This is a genomic window from Pseudomonas sp. Pseusp15, assembly GCF_059492165.1.
This window is the reverse complement of the sequence record NZ_CP168523.1, coordinates 2,945,005-2,963,566: the sequence shown is the minus strand read 5'-3', so window position 1 is coordinate 2,963,566 and position 18,562 is coordinate 2,945,005. Positions and strand designations below refer to the sequence as shown.

Annotated in this window: 18 protein-coding genes, 1 tRNA gene and 1 pseudogene; 11 read left to right on the top strand and 9 right to left on the bottom strand. The window is 57.9% G+C overall.

Features of this window, described 5'->3' with window-relative positions; genetic code table 11:
* Window positions 1-24: 24 nt before the first annotated feature.
* Window positions 25-1,125 (bottom strand): alkene reductase, encoded by a 1,101-nt coding sequence (locus ACEN8R_RS13175; protein ID WP_495624954.1) that lies wholly within the window; start codon window positions 1,123-1,125, stop codon window positions 25-27.
* 149 nt (window positions 1,126-1,274) lie between these two features.
* On the opposite strand from ACEN8R_RS13175, the gene ACEN8R_RS13170 reads away from it, so the two are divergent.
* Both ACEN8R_RS13170 and ACEN8R_RS13165 read left to right on the top strand, forming a co-directional pair.
* Complete coding sequence (locus ACEN8R_RS13170; protein WP_026331592.1) at window positions 1,275-1,874, top strand: TetR/AcrR family transcriptional regulator; 600 nt, start codon at window positions 1,275-1,277, stop codon at window positions 1,872-1,874.
* Window positions 1,875-2,041: 167 nt separating this feature from the next.
* On the top strand, window positions 2,042-2,578 hold the full coding sequence (locus ACEN8R_RS13165) for a dihydrofolate reductase family protein (RefSeq protein ID WP_018927610.1): 537 nt from the start codon (window positions 2,042-2,044) through the stop codon (window positions 2,576-2,578).
* Window positions 2,579-2,749: 171 nt separating this feature from the next.
* On the opposite strand, the gene ACEN8R_RS13160 is transcribed toward ACEN8R_RS13165, so the two are convergent.
* On the bottom strand, window positions 2,750-3,583 hold the full coding sequence (locus ACEN8R_RS13160) for a helix-turn-helix domain-containing protein (protein WP_018927611.1): 834 nt from the start codon (window positions 3,581-3,583) through the stop codon (window positions 2,750-2,752).
* A gap of 108 nt (window positions 3,584-3,691) precedes the next feature.
* On the opposite strand from ACEN8R_RS13160, the gene ACEN8R_RS13155 reads away from it, so the two are divergent.
* From ACEN8R_RS13155 to ACEN8R_RS13145, 3 genes are all read left to right on the top strand, one after another.
* Window positions 3,692-4,018 carry a hypothetical protein gene (locus ACEN8R_RS13155; RefSeq protein WP_018927612.1) on the top strand — a complete coding sequence of 109 codons (327 nt, stop codon included), beginning with the start codon at window positions 3,692-3,694 and terminating at the stop codon, window positions 4,016-4,018.
* Window positions 4,019-4,316: 298 nt separating this feature from the next.
* The gene (locus tag ACEN8R_RS13150; RefSeq protein WP_018927613.1) at window positions 4,317-5,360 is read left to right on the top strand and encodes a DUF3592 domain-containing protein; all 1,044 of its coding nucleotides are present in this window, start codon (window positions 4,317-4,319) and stop codon (window positions 5,358-5,360) included.
* Window positions 5,361-6,459: 1,099 nt separating this feature from the next.
* The gene (locus tag ACEN8R_RS13145; RefSeq protein ID WP_018927614.1) at window positions 6,460-6,765 is read left to right on the top strand and encodes an NIPSNAP family protein; all 306 of its coding nucleotides are present in this window, start codon (window positions 6,460-6,462) and stop codon (window positions 6,763-6,765) included.
* A gap of 93 nt (window positions 6,766-6,858) precedes the next feature.
* On the opposite strand, the pseudogene ACEN8R_RS13140 reads toward ACEN8R_RS13145, so the two are convergent.
* Both ACEN8R_RS13140 and ACEN8R_RS13135 read right to left on the bottom strand, forming a co-directional pair.
* Window positions 6,859-7,060 (bottom strand): annotated as a pseudogene (locus tag ACEN8R_RS13140) (hypothetical protein).
* Window positions 7,061-7,265: 205 nt separating this feature from the next.
* Window positions 7,266-7,353 (bottom strand) — tRNA-Ser (locus ACEN8R_RS13135).
* 123 nt (window positions 7,354-7,476) lie between these two features.
* Between ACEN8R_RS13135 and ACEN8R_RS13130 the strand changes: the two genes are divergently transcribed.
* Window positions 7,477-8,148, top strand: coding sequence for a Bax inhibitor-1/YccA family protein (locus ACEN8R_RS13130; RefSeq protein WP_018927616.1), 672 nt, complete (start codon window positions 7,477-7,479; stop codon window positions 8,146-8,148).
* 88 nt (window positions 8,149-8,236) lie between these two features.
* On the opposite strand, the gene ACEN8R_RS13125 is transcribed toward ACEN8R_RS13130, so the two are convergent.
* Complete coding sequence (locus tag ACEN8R_RS13125) at window positions 8,237-8,674, bottom strand: Lrp/AsnC family transcriptional regulator (protein ID WP_007941786.1); 438 nt, start codon at window positions 8,672-8,674, stop codon at window positions 8,237-8,239.
* 135 nt (window positions 8,675-8,809) lie between these two features.
* On the opposite strand from ACEN8R_RS13125, the gene ACEN8R_RS13120 reads away from it, so the two are divergent.
* Window positions 8,810-9,703, top strand: a complete 894-nt coding sequence (locus ACEN8R_RS13120) for a DMT family transporter (protein WP_495624953.1) — start codon at window positions 8,810-8,812, stop codon at window positions 9,701-9,703.
* A gap of 8 nt (window positions 9,704-9,711) precedes the next feature.
* Here the strand turns inward: ACEN8R_RS13120 and ACEN8R_RS13115 are convergent, their stop codons facing one another.
* Window positions 9,712-10,731, bottom strand: coding sequence for an FUSC family protein (locus ACEN8R_RS13115; protein ID WP_019578458.1), 1,020 nt, complete (start codon window positions 10,729-10,731; stop codon window positions 9,712-9,714).
* Between the two features lie 86 nt (window positions 10,732-10,817).
* Window positions 10,818-12,443, bottom strand: a complete 1,626-nt coding sequence (locus tag ACEN8R_RS13110) for an NADP-dependent glyceraldehyde-3-phosphate dehydrogenase (RefSeq protein ID WP_018927619.1) — start codon at window positions 12,441-12,443, stop codon at window positions 10,818-10,820.
* 215 nt (window positions 12,444-12,658) lie between these two features.
* On the opposite strand from ACEN8R_RS13110, the gene ACEN8R_RS13105 reads away from it, so the two are divergent.
* Complete coding sequence (locus ACEN8R_RS13105) at window positions 12,659-13,546, top strand: Dyp-type peroxidase (protein WP_018927620.1); 888 nt, start codon at window positions 12,659-12,661, stop codon at window positions 13,544-13,546.
* A 135-nt stretch (window positions 13,547-13,681) separates the two neighbouring features.
* On the opposite strand, the gene ACEN8R_RS13100 is transcribed toward ACEN8R_RS13105, so the two are convergent.
* Window positions 13,682-14,419, bottom strand: coding sequence for a TorF family putative porin (locus tag ACEN8R_RS13100; protein WP_018927621.1), 738 nt, complete (start codon window positions 14,417-14,419; stop codon window positions 13,682-13,684).
* A 104-nt stretch (window positions 14,420-14,523) separates the two neighbouring features.
* Window positions 14,524-16,266 carry an amidohydrolase gene (locus tag ACEN8R_RS13095; protein ID WP_018927622.1) on the bottom strand — a complete coding sequence of 581 codons (1,743 nt, stop codon included), beginning with the start codon at window positions 16,264-16,266 and terminating at the stop codon, window positions 14,524-14,526.
* A gap of 103 nt (window positions 16,267-16,369) precedes the next feature.
* On the opposite strand from ACEN8R_RS13095, the gene ACEN8R_RS13090 reads away from it, so the two are divergent.
* The 3 genes from ACEN8R_RS13090 to imuA are packed head-to-tail and all read left to right on the top strand — an operon-like array spanning window position 16,370 to window position 18,560.
* Window positions 16,370-17,287: a LysR family transcriptional regulator gene (locus ACEN8R_RS13090; RefSeq protein ID WP_018927623.1), complete on the top strand. Its 918-nt coding sequence runs from the start codon at window positions 16,370-16,372 to the stop codon at window positions 17,285-17,287.
* Between the two features lie 38 nt (window positions 17,288-17,325).
* The gene (lexA, locus tag ACEN8R_RS13085) at window positions 17,326-17,943 is read left to right on the top strand and encodes a transcriptional repressor LexA (protein WP_018927624.1); all 618 of its coding nucleotides are present in this window, start codon (window positions 17,326-17,328) and stop codon (window positions 17,941-17,943) included.
* On the top strand, window positions 17,943-18,560 hold the full coding sequence (imuA, locus tag ACEN8R_RS13080) for a translesion DNA synthesis-associated protein ImuA (protein ID WP_018927625.1): 618 nt from the start codon (window positions 17,943-17,945) through the stop codon (window positions 18,558-18,560). Before lexA ends, imuA begins: the two co-directional genes overlap by 1 nt.
* The last annotated feature ends 2 nt before the right edge of the window (window positions 18,561-18,562 follow it).

Below are 18,562 nucleotides of genomic sequence, written 5' to 3'. Positions count from 1 at the left end.
ACAGAAAGCGCGATCACTGATGGCTCAGCTTGCGATAGCGCTCGATTCAGCCAGCGTCGGGTAGTCGATGTAGCCAGCCGCACCGCCGCCATAGAGGGTGGCGGGATTGAATGCGGACAACGGCGCGCCACGTTTGAGGCGCTCCACCAGATCCGGATTGCCAATGAACGGGCGACCGAAGGCGATCAGGTCGGCCTGGTCTTCAGCGAGCTGCGAAGCCGCCAGGTCCAGGTCATAGCCGTTGTTGGCGATGTAGGTGTTTTTGAAGCGCTGGCGCAGGGCGCCGAAATCGAAGGGCGCCACATCGCGCGGGCCACCGGTCGCGCCTTCGACCACGTGCAGATAAACCACGTCGAGGGCGTCGAGTTGTTCAACGACGTAATCGAATTGCGCCTGCGGATCGCTGCTGGATACGCCATTGGCCGGCGAAACCGGAGACAGGCGCACACCGGTGCGATCCGCGCCGATTTCATTGACAACCGCCGCCGTCACTTCGAGCAACAGGCGCGCACGATTCTCAATCGAACCGCCGTAAGCGTCGGTACGCAGATTGGCGTTGTCCTTGAGGAATTGATCCAGCAAATAGCCGTTTGCACCGTGAATCTCCACACCATCGAACCCGGCGGCGACCGCGTTTGCCGCGGCCTGGCGGAAATCGGAGACGATCCCCGGCAGTTCGCTGATGTCCAGTGCGCGCGGCTCGGAGACGTCTTCAAAACGGTTGTTGACGAACACTTTGGTGGCGGCGCGCAGTGCAGAAGGGGCCACAGGAGCGGCGCCGTTTTCTTGCAGATCAACATGCGACACGCGGCCGACATGCCACAGTTGCAGAAAGATTTTTCCGCCCTTGGCATGGACGGCATCGGTCACGGTGCGCCAGCCGTCTATCTGCTTCTGCGTGTAGATCCCGGGGGTGTCCTGATAGCCCTGGCCCTGTCGGGAAATCTGCGTGGCTTCGCTGATCAGCAGGCCGGCGCTGGCGCGTTGGCTGTAATAGGTGGCCGCGAACTCGCTGGGGACGAAGCCCTGGCCTGCGCGGTTACGTGTCAGCGGCGCAAGGACTACCCGGTTCGACAGCGTTAGGCTGCCAAGGGTGTAAGGGGTGAACAGATTCTGATTGGTCATCTGGTATTTCTTCCGTGCCCGTTGATGGAGATCGGTGTTGCGTGCAATTAGGATGATGATCGAAATCTAAACTGTCAACGGTTTTGATTATGACCAGCATCTATGTATGATTGGACGCATGATTTCCCGGTAAACACGAGGTATTGCACGTGAGAGTGACCAAGGCCCAGGCGCAGGCCAATCGAGAGCACATCGTTGAAACGGCCTCAGAGCTGTTCCGTGAGCGCGGCTTTGACGGCGTCGGTGTGGCGGATCTCATGGCGGCTGCCGGTTTCACCCATGGAGGCTTCTACAAACACTTCGGGTCGAAGGCCGACCTGATGGCCGAAGCCTCGGCCTGCAGTCTTGCCAAATCGCTGACTGGCGCCCAAGCGCTCGATGTTCCGGGCTTCATCAACGTCTATGTGACCCGAGAACATCGGGACGGACGTGGCAGCGGTTGCACCATGGCCGCGTTGTGCAGCGACGCGGCGCGTCAATCGGATGATGTGAAAACGACATTTGCCGAAGGCATTGAACACACCCTGCAAACGCTGGGAGAGAAATATCCGACGGGACCGGATGCCGAGGCGGGAGAGGGGAGAAAGAAAATGATCGACCTGCTGTCTCGTGCTGTCGGCGCGATTATTTTGTCGCGTGCCTGCCCGGATGATTCTGCACTCGCGGATGAGATCCTTGAGGTTTGTCGCGCTGAAATGTTGGCTTCGTTGCCGGTCGATGAAGTTGAACCGGTGTTGAAGGAAGATTAATTCAAAGCGTGAGCCGCCTATCCGCGCGATCAAAATACGCTACACAGTTTTTTGACCAATTTGATTTGAGCGGGATTTGTAGAAAACCAGCTAAGAAATTTAGCTATATATTAGTTTTGCTATCCTCTTTGCGGTCAGTCATGCGTCGTCTGAATAAGGAAACTTCTATGACTACTGCACATGTTTTCATCGCCATCAGTCTAGATGGCTATATCGCCAGGTCCGACGGTGACATTGACTGGCTATTGCAGCGCGATGATCAGAGTGAGGATCACGGCTACCTGGGCTTCATCGCCGATAAGGATGCTATCGTGATGGGGAGGGGGAGCTATGAGAAAGTGCTGACCTTCGACACTTGGTTCTACGACCTGCCAGTAATCGTGTTGTCTCAACAGTTGGCCGATTCACAGGTGCCTAATGCGCTAGAGGGAAAAGTGCGTTTTTCCAACCTCACTCCTTCAGACCTGCTGGCGGAACTGGCGAGGCAAGGTGTGCATCGAGTCTATGTCGATGGCGGGCAATTGGTGCAGTCATTCCTGCGTGACGGGTTAGTCGCCGATATGGTGATCACCACTGTTCCCGTGCTGATTGGGTCGGGAAGACCATTGTTCGGGGCCCTTACGCAGGACATTGAATTGAAGCTAGTAAATAGCCGGTGTTTTCCTTCCGGTCTAGTGCAGTCAACCTATCAGTTGGTTCCTTGATTTTCCGGAGGGAGGCCCGATCCAAAAACGAGGGTGAGATGGCATCTCGTCCACGGTACTGTCGTCTAAATGACCACTACTGCTCGGTTTCTGCCTGTCGCCAAGGCTGCAACCGACCCAAAGCGGACACTGCCAAAGACGTCCCTTCGCACTCACTTGGTGTCGGTGAGGTTATGTATGCGGCGTCTTGGCTCTAATCGCCGACCACTGATCATATGCTGCTTTCATTGTCTGCCAGGTATGAGCATCCGCGGGGACAAGATGTTCGATGCGAAATGACGCTACCGTGATATCGAGCGGCATTCCGAAGGTTGTGAATGTAGATAGAAAGCGAAGCTCCCCGTTGTCGGTGCGCACTTGAGTCAGTATCAAGGGCGATGATGGTATGTCCTGTGGTAATTCTTTCGGCCCTGTAAGGTCCCGCAGGAGGTGAGCTAAATCGGGATTGCTGGACGCTTCCCTTGCGGCGCGCTGCCAAGCAATAGCCCGTATCTCTTGTGCATTTACCAAGCAATCACCCAAGCCGCCCGGACGTATCAGAGTATCCAGCAAGTTGAGACCTGCCTCACCAGCCACTGAAACACCGGCCATTTCGAATAACAACCCCGCGCTGGCGTTGGCTGCGGTGATGTCCCATTTGTTATTGATGACAATGGCGGGAGCAGGATTGTTGGCTTGCAGGATGTGATCAATTGCAACGTGGACAACCTCCAACTCCGGAGCGTCCAGTGCAGAAGCAACGTAGCGCGGCGCGTAGCCAGCGGCAGTGAACACTGCGTTGCATTGCTCGAGAGGTACGTCGAGGATTGTTAATAGTGCATGCAGTGTGCCAGGGCTGGCCTTGGCGCGACCTGTCTCGACGCAGCTCAGGTGACGTTGAGATATGCCTGCCAACAGGGACAGATCCAGCTGGCTGAGTCCCGCTTGCTGACGGAGTCGTCGTAGATGCTCGCCAGCAGCATTACTGGCTACTGAATACGTAGGATGAAAAAAGTGGTGGCCCATGTTTCAACTCTGACTGTCCATGTGAAGAGTGTCTATGACCTATAAGGTCATTGTGAGACGAGCAACATTATCACTACTGTGCAGGCGCTACCCACCAAGGAGAAGGACATGAAAGGCACCTACGTTGCACTACCCGTGCTATTGATTTTTTCACTCTATACCGGCTGGACGTTGCTGATGGCAGAGCAGTCGCTTTTTGCCTTTGGTTTGGAGCTAATGTCCCGGCCTGACACCGCGCAAGTCGTCATCGATCTCTATGTGATGGCAGCGCTCGCTTGCCTTTGGATGGTTAACGACACCAAATCGAGAGGCGATTCGTTGCCAGGTGTATTGCCGTACCTGTTGCTTACGCTCATTTTTGTTTCCATAGGCCCACTCCTGTACATCGTGGTCAAGGGAATTACCGAGTCGCGTACGCATAAACTTTCCTTATAGAAAGTGGCAACTGTTCATCCATTCATCAAGGCATTTCATACCTACCTGAGACGCACGAGTTTCAGGACTGCAATGACCGCTTCTGGCCGTTCTCCGCCGGTCGCGAAAGGCAGAAAGCGACCCATAGCTGCCGGTGGGAACCGGCAGAAACCGGCCAGGAGCGCAAGCGCGAGAAGTTGCATTGCATTTGAGTATCTACGGACTAACCTCAGTGCATCATTACACCGCGCGCGGGGGGACTCGCCGCCAAGGTGTCATATCCCAACTGACCTCCAATTCACGTTGGCCAAGGAGCGTTATGAAGACCTTCTTGCTCTTGCTAAGGACGGCCCTGTTCGTTGTTTTATTTTCCTTTGCCTTGCTCAGTCTTCTCGTGTCTCTTTCCTCGTACAAGGAGGTGGACGAGACGAAGACTTGGCAGAGGTTGAATGCCACTGTCGCCACTGTCTCCATTTTTGAGGAGATGCGCAGTAAGGGTATGACCTATTGCCCTCTGGTTAACGTGACCTTTGAGTTGAACGGACAGCAATACACTTATCCGCTCGAAATATCGCAGCGGCCCTGTAAGACCAGCCTGGAGTCGGTCGAAAGATCAGTTGCAACACTCCGGGAAGGAAAAGTGATCGAAATTCTTGTCGACCCTGCGAAGCCGGGTAGAGTGAAGCCAGGTACTTACTCACTAGGTGGGGCTTTTTACCTCGGCGTTTTCTTGGGCACGCTAGCCTTTATCGGGGGCGTAGCTGTCCTGGTGTTTCCTGCTAAGAAATCTGTCAAGCAAAGAGAAAGCATTTCACATTCAACTTTGAGCAAGAAAGAAGTTCAGGAAAAAGTTCGCGAGCTGCTCGCCGCCGGCACTGCAAAGTCGGAAGTGTTTTCACAACTCTCCGGGCGGGGTGTAAAAGACAGTCATCTTGCCTACTTTATAGCCTCGTATGCAGATCCAATTCGTTGTGACGAGCACGATCGCAAGGTCAATATTCTCATCACGATAATGCTCGCCCAGGCTTTGATTGCATTCTTTCTGGGATTGGATATCGGCGCCCGGATGGGGCCAACGGCCAAATGGGTTATGGGTGTTTCAATGACCTTGATTCCCTTGTTTTTGGTATGGGGCTTCTACAACCATCGCGTCGGCGCCTACAACGCGTACATACTCTTTTCGCTTCTCCAATTCCCAAGATCACTTGAGGGGTTTACATCGAGTCCGGCAACAACCACTATCGCATTAGCTATAAGTATCGTTATCCTGGCTTTTGTTTGGTACGTCCGAGGAAAAATCTTTCCAGACTTCGTCTTCGTCAATCCCAGGAAAATCAAAGGTAAGTACTTCTTTACGGGCTGAGCCATCATGCCGCCGGATCTGCCCGAACGGCTGTCCAAGCCTGTGAGTTCAATCGTTAGCGAAGACTGCTTCGGGTCGATTTCAGCCGGTTCCAGCAGGCAGCTTTTGGCGGGTTTCTGCCTCTCACGACCCATGGCAGGCGCTAAATCATCAGAAGGTAAGCTTCCTCCTCCGATGTTCTGCCAATTTTTCTCATGAGTTTTTACCAACTTAGCGATTAATCCTTCGGAGATTTTTTGGCCCAGAAAAAATAATGAAGAACTATGCCAACCAAAAAGACAAAAATGGTAATACTGATATGTCTTAAGGCCTCAGCTGAGTGTTTTATACTATTAGCTTTGCACTCGTAAGCCTCACCGCATCTTGGTGTGCAAAATCCTACCGACTCTAAATTGCATCCAGTCACTAATTTTCCATAATGTGTAATGGTGATGTGGTTCCCTCGAATTTTTGTGAGCCCCTTCGGAAGTTCTGTATAGTCTGGGAGGGCGAGAAATTTTCTTAATTCATTAGTGGATTTGTCTCTTATAATAAGCCAGATCCCTCTTTGAGTGCCATCAGCTCACACGAGTGTGCCCTCTGTCACGGAAGCGTTTTCTTTGAAGGGCAGTGGCTTATTTGAAAGTTCGGAGAGATAGAGTGCTGTAAATACTAATAGGGCGAACGTGGTAAATAACGCAGCCTTGATATGGTTGTTCAAGTGAAGAGTCGATTTTAGTAAGTCAAGTATCAAGCGAACTCTCCTCAGTCATGCGCCAGAAGCATTCGTTTCCGCATAGATACTTAGGCTAGACGAATTTGTTCACAATTCCACTGGCTGCTTCTGGCCCAGGCTGTGTAAAAACGCAGACACGGTTTTGAAGTCTGCGTCGCTACGTAAAATCTGCAATGGTTGGTGGGTCAGCGGACCTGAAATTTGCGTAGGAACGCGCTTTTCGTTCTGGTTCTGACTGTCAAACCTGCTCTAAACCGTTTTTACACAGCCTCGGCCGATTGCTGCCTGTTGAGATGGGCTGAAATCGCCCCCAGACTGCCATCGACGACTCAGCTTATGGCGTGCGTAGAATAGCGGCTTCCCCATTTTCAAAGGAATGATCCAGTGATCACTTGCCACGTCAGGTATGTAATCGATCCCTACCAGCTCCCGGCTTTCGAAAGCTATTCTCGCCATTGGATTCGTGTGGTGACCCGTATGGGAGGAAACCACCATGGCTACTTTCTACCAGCGGAAGGCGCCAACAACATCGCTTACTGTCTATTCAGCTTTTCCAGCCTGGCAGATTATGAGCAGTATCGTAGGGAGGCCGGAGTTGATCCGGAGTGTGTTCAATTGGTGACGCAGGCTACCGAGCAAAAATTCATCCTGAGCTATGAGCGCAGTTTCCTTCGTCCCATTCTGGATTGAACTGACGTGTTTTCGGCCGCACGCGGGCCACCAAAGAGGCTGCTTTTGGCTGGCTGATAGCAGTCATTTTCAGCCAAGGAAAAGTAGCCGTCGTCACTCCGGTGCCATCGGGACTGTGAGCGTAAGCTTGATGAACTCCTCGTTCTTGTCGATGGTGTCCAAGGCGCCACGCAAAGTGTCGGTGGGCATCAGCCGAGCCATGAGCCTCGACCCAGTTGGAACGCTCCAGGATGGCGGCTTCGAGAGCGAGCTGATTTTGTATGGCTGGGAGGGGAGAAGGTTTGAATTGTGGCATCGCAAATCCTCGGTTTTGAGGACAGCGTAGCATCACCTTACGTGAAGGATTTTTAACGATCAGCAGGACGCCGGAGGAGGGGGTTCAGCCGCTGAGTTCTGGAACACGTCCATAATAGTTATGGAACACATGCCGAGAGCCGAGATTTTCACCAAACCCCAGAAACGACAAAGCCCTGAAAAATCAGGGCTTTGTCGTATAAATATGGCGGAGGCGATGGGATTCGAACTCATGGACCTGTTACAGTCGACGGTTTTCAAGACCGTTGCCTTAAACCACTCGGCCACACCTCCGTTTGCGTTGCGGGCGCCATAATACCTGAATGAAACACACTGTCAAACTCTCTGCATGGCTTGTTACAGAGCGTCTGTTATGATCTTTGCGACTGAACGTTTCAAACCAACAGGAGTGTCGCCATGCGCGAACAGGATTACGCAGTTAATAACAGCGTGCAGGCTGAGCAGCTAGAGGTTAGCCGCGTCCTGCGCAACACTTACGGCCTACTCGCTCTCACCCTCGCATTCAGCGGCGTGATGGCGTTTGTCGCACAGCAGATGCGTGTCGGTTACCCGAACGTCTTCGTGGTGCTGATCGGCTTCTACGGCCTTTTCTTCCTCACCAACAAACTCCGTGACTCGGCGTGGGGCCTGGTTTCTGCGTTCGCGCTGACCGGTTTCATGGGTTTCCTGCTCGGCCCGATCCTCAACCGTTACCTGGGCATGCAGGGCGGCGCGGAAGTGGTCAGCTCGGCCTTCGCGATGACCGCGCTGGTGTTCGGCGGCCTGTCGGCTTATGTGCTGATCACCCGTAAGGACATGAGCTTCCTGGGTGGTTTCATCACGGCCGGTTTCTTCGTGTTGCTGGGTGCGACGCTGGCGAGCTTCTTCTTCAAGATCAGCGGTCTGCAACTGGCGATCAGCGCAGGTTTCGTGCTGTTCTCCTCGGTCTGCATTTTGTTCCAGACCAGCGCCATCATTCACGGCGGCGAGCGCAACTACATCATGGCGACCATCAGCCTGTATGTATCGATCTACAACCTGTTCATCAGCTTGCTGCAGCTGTTCGGCATCATGGGCCGCGATGATTGATCGCCAGCCTTGAGTAAAAAACCCGCTTCGGCGGGTTTTTTATCGTCTGGGAATCGGGGTATCCACGTCTTTGCGAACCAAACAGCACTCACGCCATCGGTGGCAGCCGGCGTTTGATCGGGGTTTTCTTGACGATGGCGGTGTTGGTTTCGGCGTGGGTGTTGAGGCGGTCGAGGAGGGTGTCCAGTTGTTCCATCGAGCGCACATGCAGGCGGGCGATGAAGCAGTCGTCGCCGGTGACTTTGTCGCACTCGGTGAATTCGGGGATCGCCTGAATCTGCCGTTCCACTTCCTGCAACTGGCCCGGTAACGGGCGGATGCGGACGATGGCCTGGAGTTGATAGCCGAAGCATTTAGGGTCGATTTCGACGGTATAGCCCTTGAGTACGCCGCGTTCTTCGAGGCGGCGCAGGCGCTCGGCAACGCTGGGCGAGGACAGGCCGCTGATCTGTGCCAGGGCCTTGAGCGAGCGGCGGGAGTCTTCCATCAATGCGCTGATCAGCACTTGGTCGATGTCGTCGGTCATGGCGAATCCCCTGTTAGGCAATCGGCTGGATAAGCCTTGATAAAAAAGGCAGATACCGAGTTTAGCCTGCTTTTTGCGCTGGAGAAGCCCCTCGGCGGATTGGCATACTTTGGCCTCAAACACAGGAGGTTGATGATGGACAGAACACTACGTCGCGGCTCATTCGAGATGACCGCCGCCATGCTGATTTCCGGAACCATTGGCTGGTTCGTGCTGGTGTCCGGGCAACCGGTGCTGGACGTGGTGTTCTGGCGCTGTGTGTTCGGTGCCGCCACCTTGTTGCTGATTTGCGCGGCGTTCGGCTTTCTGCGCCCGGGCATTTTGACGTCCACCACTTTCTTGTTGGCCGTACTGAGTGGTGTGGCGATTGTCGGTAACTGGGTGTTGTTGTTCGCGTCCTATTCTCGCGCCTCGATTGCCATCGGCACGGCGGTTTATAACGTCCAGCCGTTCATGTTGGTGGGGCTGGCCGCGCTGTTTCTCGGGGAGAAAATCACCCTGCAAAAACTGTTCTGGCTGGGCATTTCGTTTCTCGGGATGCTGGCGATTGTCAGCGCACATGGCGAGCAAGGCGAGGGTGGCAACGATTACCTGATGGGGATCGCTCTGGCGCTGGGTGCTGCCTTCCTGTACGCGATTGCCGCATTGATCATCAAACGCCTGACCGGCACGCCACCGCATCTGATTGCGTTGATCCAGGTCTGCACCGGCGTGCTGTTGCTCGCGCCCTTTGCGCACTTCTCGGCGATGCCGCAAGCGCCCAATACCTGGGCCAGCCTGGTGACCCTGGGTATCGTGCATACCGGCTTGATGTATGTGCTGCTCTACGGAGCAATTCAAAAGCTGCCGACCGCCCTGACCGGCGCGTTGTCGTTCATCTATCCGATTGCGGCGATTTTCGTGGATTGGTTTGCTTTCGGTCATCGCCTGGAGCCGCTGCAATGGATCGGTGTCGCCGCGATTCTGCTGGCCGCCGCCGGGATGCAACAGGGTTGGGGCCTGAAGCTTCGGCGGGTGGCTACACAATAAACGGCCTCTCAGATGTTCCAGCGCGGTGCGGTTTTCGCCAGACGCTGGCGCATCTCGCCGATGTTCGCGGCCAATTGTCGGGTCAGCAATCGGTAGCCATCCAGTGGACTGTAGACCGGCATATCAAGCGTAGAGTCCAATGGCGGTTCGGCTGGCCGGCTGAGCCGTTGTGAAGCGCCCGATTTCAATGCCCGGGCCATACCGATCAGTTGCACCCGGATCTGTCGGTGCTCGGTTTTCAATGCCGATTGCAGGTGGGCCATTGCCTCAGAGTCATCGGCATTCGGCCGGCTATTGCCGAGGATTTCCAGGATGCTGACGCACATCCGCAGGTTGCGCTGAATCGCATCGAGTTCGGTCATGGAAACCCGCACCTCCTTGGACACAGAGGGCATCAGTGAGCGCAGTTGCACCATGACTGCGTTCAAGCGATTCATGAGCTTCAAGTGCTCGTCAGCGGCGACGGACTCGCCGTTGATGATACGGCCATAGATTGCCGCGCAGTCGCGCAACGCATCGGCCAGGTTGTAGCGCCAGGAGTACACCGCGTACAGCGGCAGGGCAAAGGAGAAAGCCAGTGCCAGGGCGATGCCGATCAGAATATCCACCCCGCGCCACAGGCCATCGGTGACCGGGTTGTCACCGTGCCCGGCAACGATAAACACGGTGATCGCCGACAGCAGCGCCGTATAACCACCCTTGCCGATGGCGTGGTACGAGAAAAACCCGCACACCACCGACATTGCGAAATAGGTCAGCCACGGCATCCCGAGCCAGGCCTGTTGCGCCACCAGCAACAAGCCGACACCGGCCCCGATCAAGGTGCCGATGGCTCGCTCGGCGGCTTTCTTGCCGATATTACCGTGGTGCTGCAAGCCGCCGATCACCACCAGCATGGTCACCGACGCCCATTCGCCGTGGGGCAGATGGATGCCGGTAGTCAGCAGAATCGTCGCCAGCAACCCCAAGGAAACCCGCACCGCATGGATCAGTTTGGCGTGGCGGTAGCGCCGGTACGGGTCCAGCAATGGACGCAGTATTCGGCGCAACAGCGGCGGCAGTCGAAGGCCTTTGATGATGCTCAGTCTGGTGTCCTCAGAAAATTTTGGTGTCCTCAGAAAATATAGTCGGTGGTCAGGAAGCTCGAGTTCCGGCCGCTGATGATCTCGCTGAGAAGCTCTTTGCTGCTTTCCTGGAACTTGGTCGCCACCAGGGTCCGGATCGAAAACACCCGTAGCGCATCGTGCACCGATAACGTGCCCTCGGCGGAGTTCTTGCGGCCGTTGAACGGGTAGGTGTCCGGGCCGCGTTGGCACTGGGCGTTGAGGTTGATCCGGCCGACCTGGTTGGCGAAGGTGTCCACCAGCCTGCCGACCGCCACCGGGTTGGTGCCGAAGATGCTCAGTTGCTGGCCGAAGTCGGATTCCAGGACGTAATCGATCACGGTGTCCAGATGACGGTAAGGCACGATCGGCACGACCGGGCCAAACTGTTCTTCCTGATAGACGCGCATCTGCGGTGTCACCGGGTACAACACGGCCGGGTAGAAGAACGATGCCCGGGACTCACCACCATTGGGGTTGACCACGGCGGCGCCTTTGCTGACCGAGTCCGCCACCAGCGAATGCAGATAATCGACTTTGCTCGCCTCCGGCAGCGGTGTCAGGGCCACGCCGCTGTCCCACGGCATACCGGGTTTCAGTGAGGCGAGCCTGGCGTTGAATTTCTCAATGAACGCCTCGACCACGTCTTCATGGACGAAGAGGATTTTCAGCGCGGTGCAGCGCTGACCGTTGAACGACAGGGAGCCGGTAACGGCTTCGCTGACCGCGTTGTCCAGATCCACCTCAGGCAACACGATGCCGGGGTTCTTCGCATCCAGGCCCAGTGCCGCACGCAAGCGGTGAGGCCTTGGGTGGAGCTTTTTCAGGTCGCTGGCAGCCTTGTTGGTGCCGATAAACGCAAAGATATCGATCTTGCCGCTGGCCATCAGTGCGCTGACGGTCTCGCGGCCACTGCCGTAAATGACGTTGATCACCCCGGCCGGGAAGCTGTCGCGAAAGGCTTCCAGCAGCGGACGAATCAACAGCACCCCAAGCTTGGCCGGCTTGAACACCACGGTGTTGCCCATGATCAGCGCCGGAATCAGCGTGGTGAAAGTCTCGTTCAGCGGATAGTTGTAAGGCCCCATGCACAACGCCACGCCCATCGGAACGCGGCGGATCTGGCCGAGGGTGTCCTGTTCCAGTTCGAATCGGCTGGAGCGGCGGTCGAGTTCCTTGAGGGCGTTGATGGTGTCGACGATGTAGTCGCAGGTGCGGTCGAACTCTTTCTCCGAGTCCTTGAGGTTCTTGCCGATCTCCCACATCAGCAACTTGACCACCGCCTCGCGCTGTTCGCGCATACGACCGAGGAAGGTCTCGACATGCTGGATACGCTCGGCCACGCGCATGGTCGGCCACAAACCCTGGCCCCGGTCATAGGCACGGACAGCCGCGTCGAGCGCGGTCAGGGCGGTATCGGCATCGAGCAGCGGTGTGCTGCCGAGGATTACTTGTTCGTCGCCATTCGCGCCGCTCAGGTACACCGGGCTACGGACTTGGGCGAGGGGCCCGGACCAGGTTTTCAGTTCACCGTCGACCAGGTATTCGCGCTGTTCGGTCTGGCCGTTGAGGCGATACTTTTCCGGGATGCCGTCGGCGGTGGGAAACAGGTTGCCAAGGATCGATGCTGTGGTCATGTCGCTACCCCGTCTGGATTGGGTGATGCACTGATGAATCGTTTTAGCAGACCTCGGCCTGGCTTGTCATGATTCATCTTTGGGTTTTTTGGGCTCGGCGTTGTGGATCGCGAATCTGTCGGCTCATCCGCTCATGAAAGCCGATCTTTTCCCCTTGAGAACACACAAGTAATGATCCCCCGGTTAAACTTCACGCTCTTTCTAAAGGAGTTCATATGAGTTACTACCAGCCGGGCATCCTCGCCACCCCAGTTCCGCCTCAAGCTCGTCATATGTTCTTCGCCCTCGAATCCGCCGAGGCACTGCCGGCAGCGCTGGATAACCTGACGCGCCTGGTGGACGGAAAATCGGCGGTGGTGGGTTTCGGCGAGTCCCTGGTCAAGGCGCTGCACGCGCAGATCGACGGCTTGCGAGCCTTTCCTGCGCTGGTCGGTGTCGGCGTCGACAACCCGTCGACCCAACACGCGCTCTGGTGCTGGTTGCACGGTGTTGACCGTGGCGAGTTGCTCAATCGCAGCCACGCGATCGAAGCCGCGCTGGCACCGGCCCTGCGTCTGGTGCAGATGAACGAAACCTTCCGCCACATGACTGGCCATGACCTGACCGGTTACGAAGACGGCACCGAAAACCCTCACGATGAAGCCGCTGTCGCCGCCGCGCTGCTGGGCGAGGGCGCTGAGGGGCTGGTCGGTGGCAGCTTCGCCGCGATCCAGCAATGGCAGCATGACTTGAAAGGCTTCCACGCGATGCCGTCCCACGAGAAGGACAACATCATGGGCCGGCGCCTGAGCGACAACGAAGAACTCGACGACGCGCCGCTCTCCGCCCACGTCAAACGCACCGCCCAGGAAAGCTTCGCACCGGAAGCCTTCGTGGTCCGTCGCTCGATGCCGTGGATCGAAGGCGATCGCGCCGGCCTGATGTTCCTGGCATTCGGTTTTTCCCTCGATGCATTCGAAGCCCAACTGCGACGCATGAGCGGTCTGGAGGACGGCATCACCGACGGTTTGTACCGCATCAGCCGACCGATCACTGGCGGCTACTACTGGTGCCCGCCGCTCAAGGACGGTCGCCTCGACCTGCGCGCATTGCGTGTCGGCTAAATAGCGAAACCAGAAAAAGATCGCAGGCTTCGTCAGCGCCTACAGATTCAGGCGAAGCCCGCGATCTTTTGATCTTGCTCCTGGTCACCTTGACGTCGCCAAAAGATCCCAGCCAGCGTAGAGCGTGTGCGGCAGTCAGAACGATTTGCTGACACTCGCCACCAGGGTCGCGCTGCACACATCGTCGAACCCCCAGTTGCTGATGCATTGGCTTTTCGACAAATCGGTATCGATGTAACTCAACCCCAGCAGCACCCCGGCCACTTCGCGGGTCAGCTTCGCCTCCCACTCGTGGTAAGCCTCCTCGCCATGCCCCGAGGCCGAATACAGGCGCGGGTCTTTGAAGTCCATTTCGCCGTAGCGCAGTTTCAGCCCCAGCCCATAGGGCAACTCGGTTTCGTAGCCAACGTAGCGGTACAACGTGCTCTGTTTGCTGTCGATGCCCGGTGCATCGGCAGAGTAATAGGCCGCGAGTTTCACGCCATAGACGTCGAGAATCCCGTAGACCTCGCTCTGATTGAACTGGCTCTCTTTTGGATACGCGTATTTGAGATAGCCGACATCCAGGCTGACGGCGTCGGTCGCCTGCCACAGCCAACCACCGTAGTAGTCGACTTCCTGGCGGGTTTTCAGGCCACCGCCGAAATCGACGTTCGAACTCCAGGCGCCCAGGTACAGGCCGCTGCTGTGGGCCAGGGTCACACCGGCTTGCACGGCGGGGTCGTTCTGGGTTTGCGAGATGCCGCGAGTGCGATAGTCGCTGGCCAGGGTCAGGTCGACCAGCACGGCGAAGTCGTCATTCAAGGGCAGGGCCTGGCTGCCCAGGGGCAACAGGCTGAAGGATGCGAGGGCGAACAGGGTGAACGATTTCATGGTGCAGTGCCTTTGTTGTGATTGTTATGGGCAGATTTGAGACAACGCTGCTCCAGCCCCCAGCGATGAACGCGGAGTTGGGCAGCGTGTACAGGCGATTTTTCTCAGAGTGTCGGGGCGTAGACTTCGCGACCGGCGAACCAGGTTTGCAGCACTTGGGTGTCGTGCAGGGCTTTCTCATCGACGCTGAACACGTCGCGGTCCAGCACGATGAAATCGGCTTGCTTGCCGGGGCTCAACGAGCCGATTTGCTTCTCTAGACCGATAGTGCGAGCGGCGTTGAGGGTGTAGGCGTAGAACATCGTTTCCCGGTCGATGCGTTCGTCGGCGTTCAACACACCCAACGGGCCGTTTCGGGTGATCGCCTGGGCGATGGCGTTCCACGGATTGGGCGAAGACACCGGCCAGTCGCTGGCCCCGGCGATCGTCGCGCCCTGTTTGAGCAGCGAGTGCGCCGGGTACTGATAGCGGAAGGCGAGGGCGCTGACGTAAGGCTTGATCATGTCCAGGGTGTAATCGTCGGCGGAGGCCCAGAGCAACTGCATGGAGGCGATGACGTTGAGCGGTTTGAACCGCGCAAACTCTTTCGGGTTGACCATTTGCAAGTGGGTGATCGAGTGAGTCACGCCGCTCTGGCGATCCTTGCGCGCCTGGGCGATGCCGTTCAGGGATTCGCGTACCGCGCGGTCGCCGATGGCGTGGATATGCACCCGCCAGCCGCGTTGATCGATGGCACTGACCAGTTCGCCGAAGTGCTTCGGATCGATCAGCAACTCGCCCTGTTTTTGCGAGTTGGTGTAAGGATCGATCATCGCCGCGCTCTGGGCCGGGTATTCGATCACGCCGTCGGCAAAAATCTTGATACCGGGCAGGGTCAGGTTGGGGATGCCCTGGAATTGCTGGCGGACCTTGTCCAGCGTGTCGAGATCGGCCGGTACGCTTTTCGGATTGGCCACCAGCAGGGCCGCGACGTGGGCGGTCATGCCACCGCTTTGCGACAGCGCTTTGTACACCGGCAGTACGCCGACGGTTTTCTCCGTGGGTTTAAGGGCAAACACCGGCTCGCCGGGGGCGGCGTTGGCAGCGGGGTCCATCCAGGCCGTAATGCCCAGGCTGTTGTTGTAGCGCACGGCGGTTTGCGCGGCGCGCAGCATGTCGGCGGCACTGGGCGCGGGCATTTTTAACGCAACCCGATCCCAACCGGCGTCCACCAGAAAACCGTTGGGGCTACCATCGGCAAGCTTGCCTATGGTGTCGAGTTCGGCGGCCGGCAGGTTTTGCAGCAGGATGGCGTCGATGCCCGCGCGTTCGAGCATGACGTTGTTGGCCCAGGCGGTGTGGTGGTCGCTGCCGGTGAACACCACAGGCACCTTGGCCCATTCGCCGCTGTTGAATTTTTTGCCGAGGGCCTCGGCCTGGGCCCAATACGCCGAACTCATGCCGGCCACGCTCAGCACATCGCCGTGTTTCGCCTTGCCGTCATCACGCCATCCGCGCAGGCGTTTTTCCAGCTCATCGAGGTCGACCACCTCATCTTCCATATTGGCCGAGGCCATTTCCAGACCGCCGAAAATCGCGTGGGAATGGCTGTCGATCAGGCCGGGCATCAACGTCTTGCCGCCGAGGTCGATCACTTTCGTTTGCGATTCAATCAAGGCTTTTATCTGTGCATCGCTGCCAACTTGCAGCACTTTGCCGTCCTGCACCGCCAGGGCCTGCACCTTGGGCTGGTTGCGGTCGGCGGTGAATATCTTGCCGTTGAGCAGCACCAGATCGGTCGCTGCCATGGCTTCCATCGAGGCAAAAGCCACAGCGGCAATCAATAGATTCGGGAGGAATCTTTTCATTGAATGTTTCCTTGTTATTGCGTCTGATGGCCAGATTAGTGGCTGCTTATGCTCAACAGAACGCCTCACTCACGAAAAACGTTTTTGCCGGAATGGAAAAAGAATGGACAAGTTGGGTGCGTTGAAAATGTTCGTGGTCACGGCGCAACTGGGCAGTTTCAGCCGCGCCGCCGAGCAACTGGGCAAGACCCCGTCGGCCCTGACCAAAGCGGTCAATCACCTGGAGGCCGAGCTCGGTGCCCGGCTATTCGAGCGCAGCACCCGGCGGATTCTGCTGACGGAAGTGGGGCGGCTCTACCTGGAAACCGCGCGTCAGGTGTTGCAGCGGCTGGACGAGGCCGGTGAGGAAATCGAGCAGTTGCAGCATGGCCTGCGCGGCAATCTGAAAATCACCGCGCCACTGGCCTATGGGCATGCCTTTCTCGATCAGGTGTGTGGCGGTTTTCTGGAGCAGTATCCGCAGATCAATCTGCAAGTGGACCTGTGCGATGAGTTCGTCAATCTGCTGGAAAGCGGCTACGACCTGGCCCTGCGCGAAGGCCATGACGACCTGCCGGGGCTGATCGCCCGCGTCGTTGGCAGCAATCGTCTGGCGTTGTGTGGCAGCCCGGCCTATCTGGCGCGCAAGGCGTTGCCGGTCACCCCGCAAACCCTCGATGAGCACGAATGGTTGCTGTATCGCCATCCCTTGCTCAGCCGCGAATTCTGGTGGGCCGAGCGCGATGGGCAGCGCTTGAGCCTGCCGCAACCCCAGGCGCCACGGCTGCGCAGCGACAATTACGACTTGCTGCTGGCCAATGCGCTGGCCGGACGCGGGTTGTTGCACACGCCGCTATGGAGCGCTGCGCCGTATCTGGCCGACGGTCGACTGGTGCGGGTGATGGCGGACTACGACATCGATCCCGACAGCTTTGGCCCGCACATTCTGGCGGTGTACCCGAGCCATCGGCGAGCGACCGCCAAAGTCGTGGCTTTTATCGATTACATCGCCGGGTTTCTGGCCTCTCGCGGGCTGAGCTGACTGGCGGTCCTTGCCAGGAAAAAGCCGAAAGAGTACAAATGTACTCCATGACGACTTTAACTCCCCGCCGTACCGCCATCCTGACCTTCATCCGCGATCGCATCGCCGAACACGGTCAGCCCCCGAGCCTCGCTGAAATCAGCGAGGCCTTCGGTTTCGCCTCCCGTAGCGTGGCGCGCAAGCACGTGCTGGCGCTGACCGAGGCGGGTTTCATCGAGGTCAATCCGCATCAGGCGCGCGGCATCCGCTTGTTGAACCAGCCGCCGCGGCCCGAGCTGCTGGACGTTCCGGTACTGGGCCGCGTGGCGGCCGGTGCGCCGATCGGTGCCGATGCCGAGGTCCACAGCCGCTTGCTGCTCGATCCGTCGATCTTCTCGCGGGTGCCGGATTACATGCTGCGGGTCCAGGGTGATTCGATGATCGAGGACGGCATTCTCGACGGCGATCTGGTGGGCGTGCGGCGCAATCCTGAAGCGCTCAACGGCCAGATCGTGGTGGCGCGGCTCGACGGCGAAGTCACCATCAAGCGTTTCGAGCGGGTCGGCGATGCCGTTCGCCTGTTGCCGCGCAATCCGGCTTACCAGCCGATCATTGTTCGAGCCGATCAGGAGCTGGCCATCGAAGGCGTGTTCTGTGGTCTGGTGAGGCAAGGGTGATGGGCGCCGTCGTTGCGCTGGATACGCTGTTCAATGGCGGCCAGGTCTGGAAGGGCCGACCTGCGCCACCGGCCGTCAGCCCGCAACCCACAGGGCATGCGGCGCTGGATGCGGCGTTGCCGAGCGGTGGCTGGCCGGAAGCGGCGCTGAGCGAAATCCTCCTGGCCGGGCAGGGCGTGGGTGAGTTGCAACTGGTGTGGCCGACGCTGGCACGGCTGTCGGCGGCGGGCGAGCGCATCGTGCTGGTGGCGCCGCCCTACGTGCCGTATCCCCAGGCCTGGCAGAACGCCGGGGTCGATCTGCGCCAGTTGTCGATCATCCAGGCCAGCGAGCGCGATGCGCTGTGGGCGGCGGAACAATGCCTGCGTTCGGGCAGTTGCGGGGCGGTGTTGTGCTGGCCGCACAAGGCCGATGACCGGGCGTTGCGACGTTTGCAGGTGGCGGCCGAAACCGGGCAGACCCTGGCGTTCGCCTATCGCTCGCTCAGTGAAGCCATCAACCCGTCGCCAGCGGCCCTGCGCATCGCCATCGACGCCAAGCCTGCTCAGTTGCGGGTGCTCAAGTGCCGGGGCGGGCTGGCCCGTTCGGCGTCGATTGCCTTTGCCGTGGGGCATTGAGG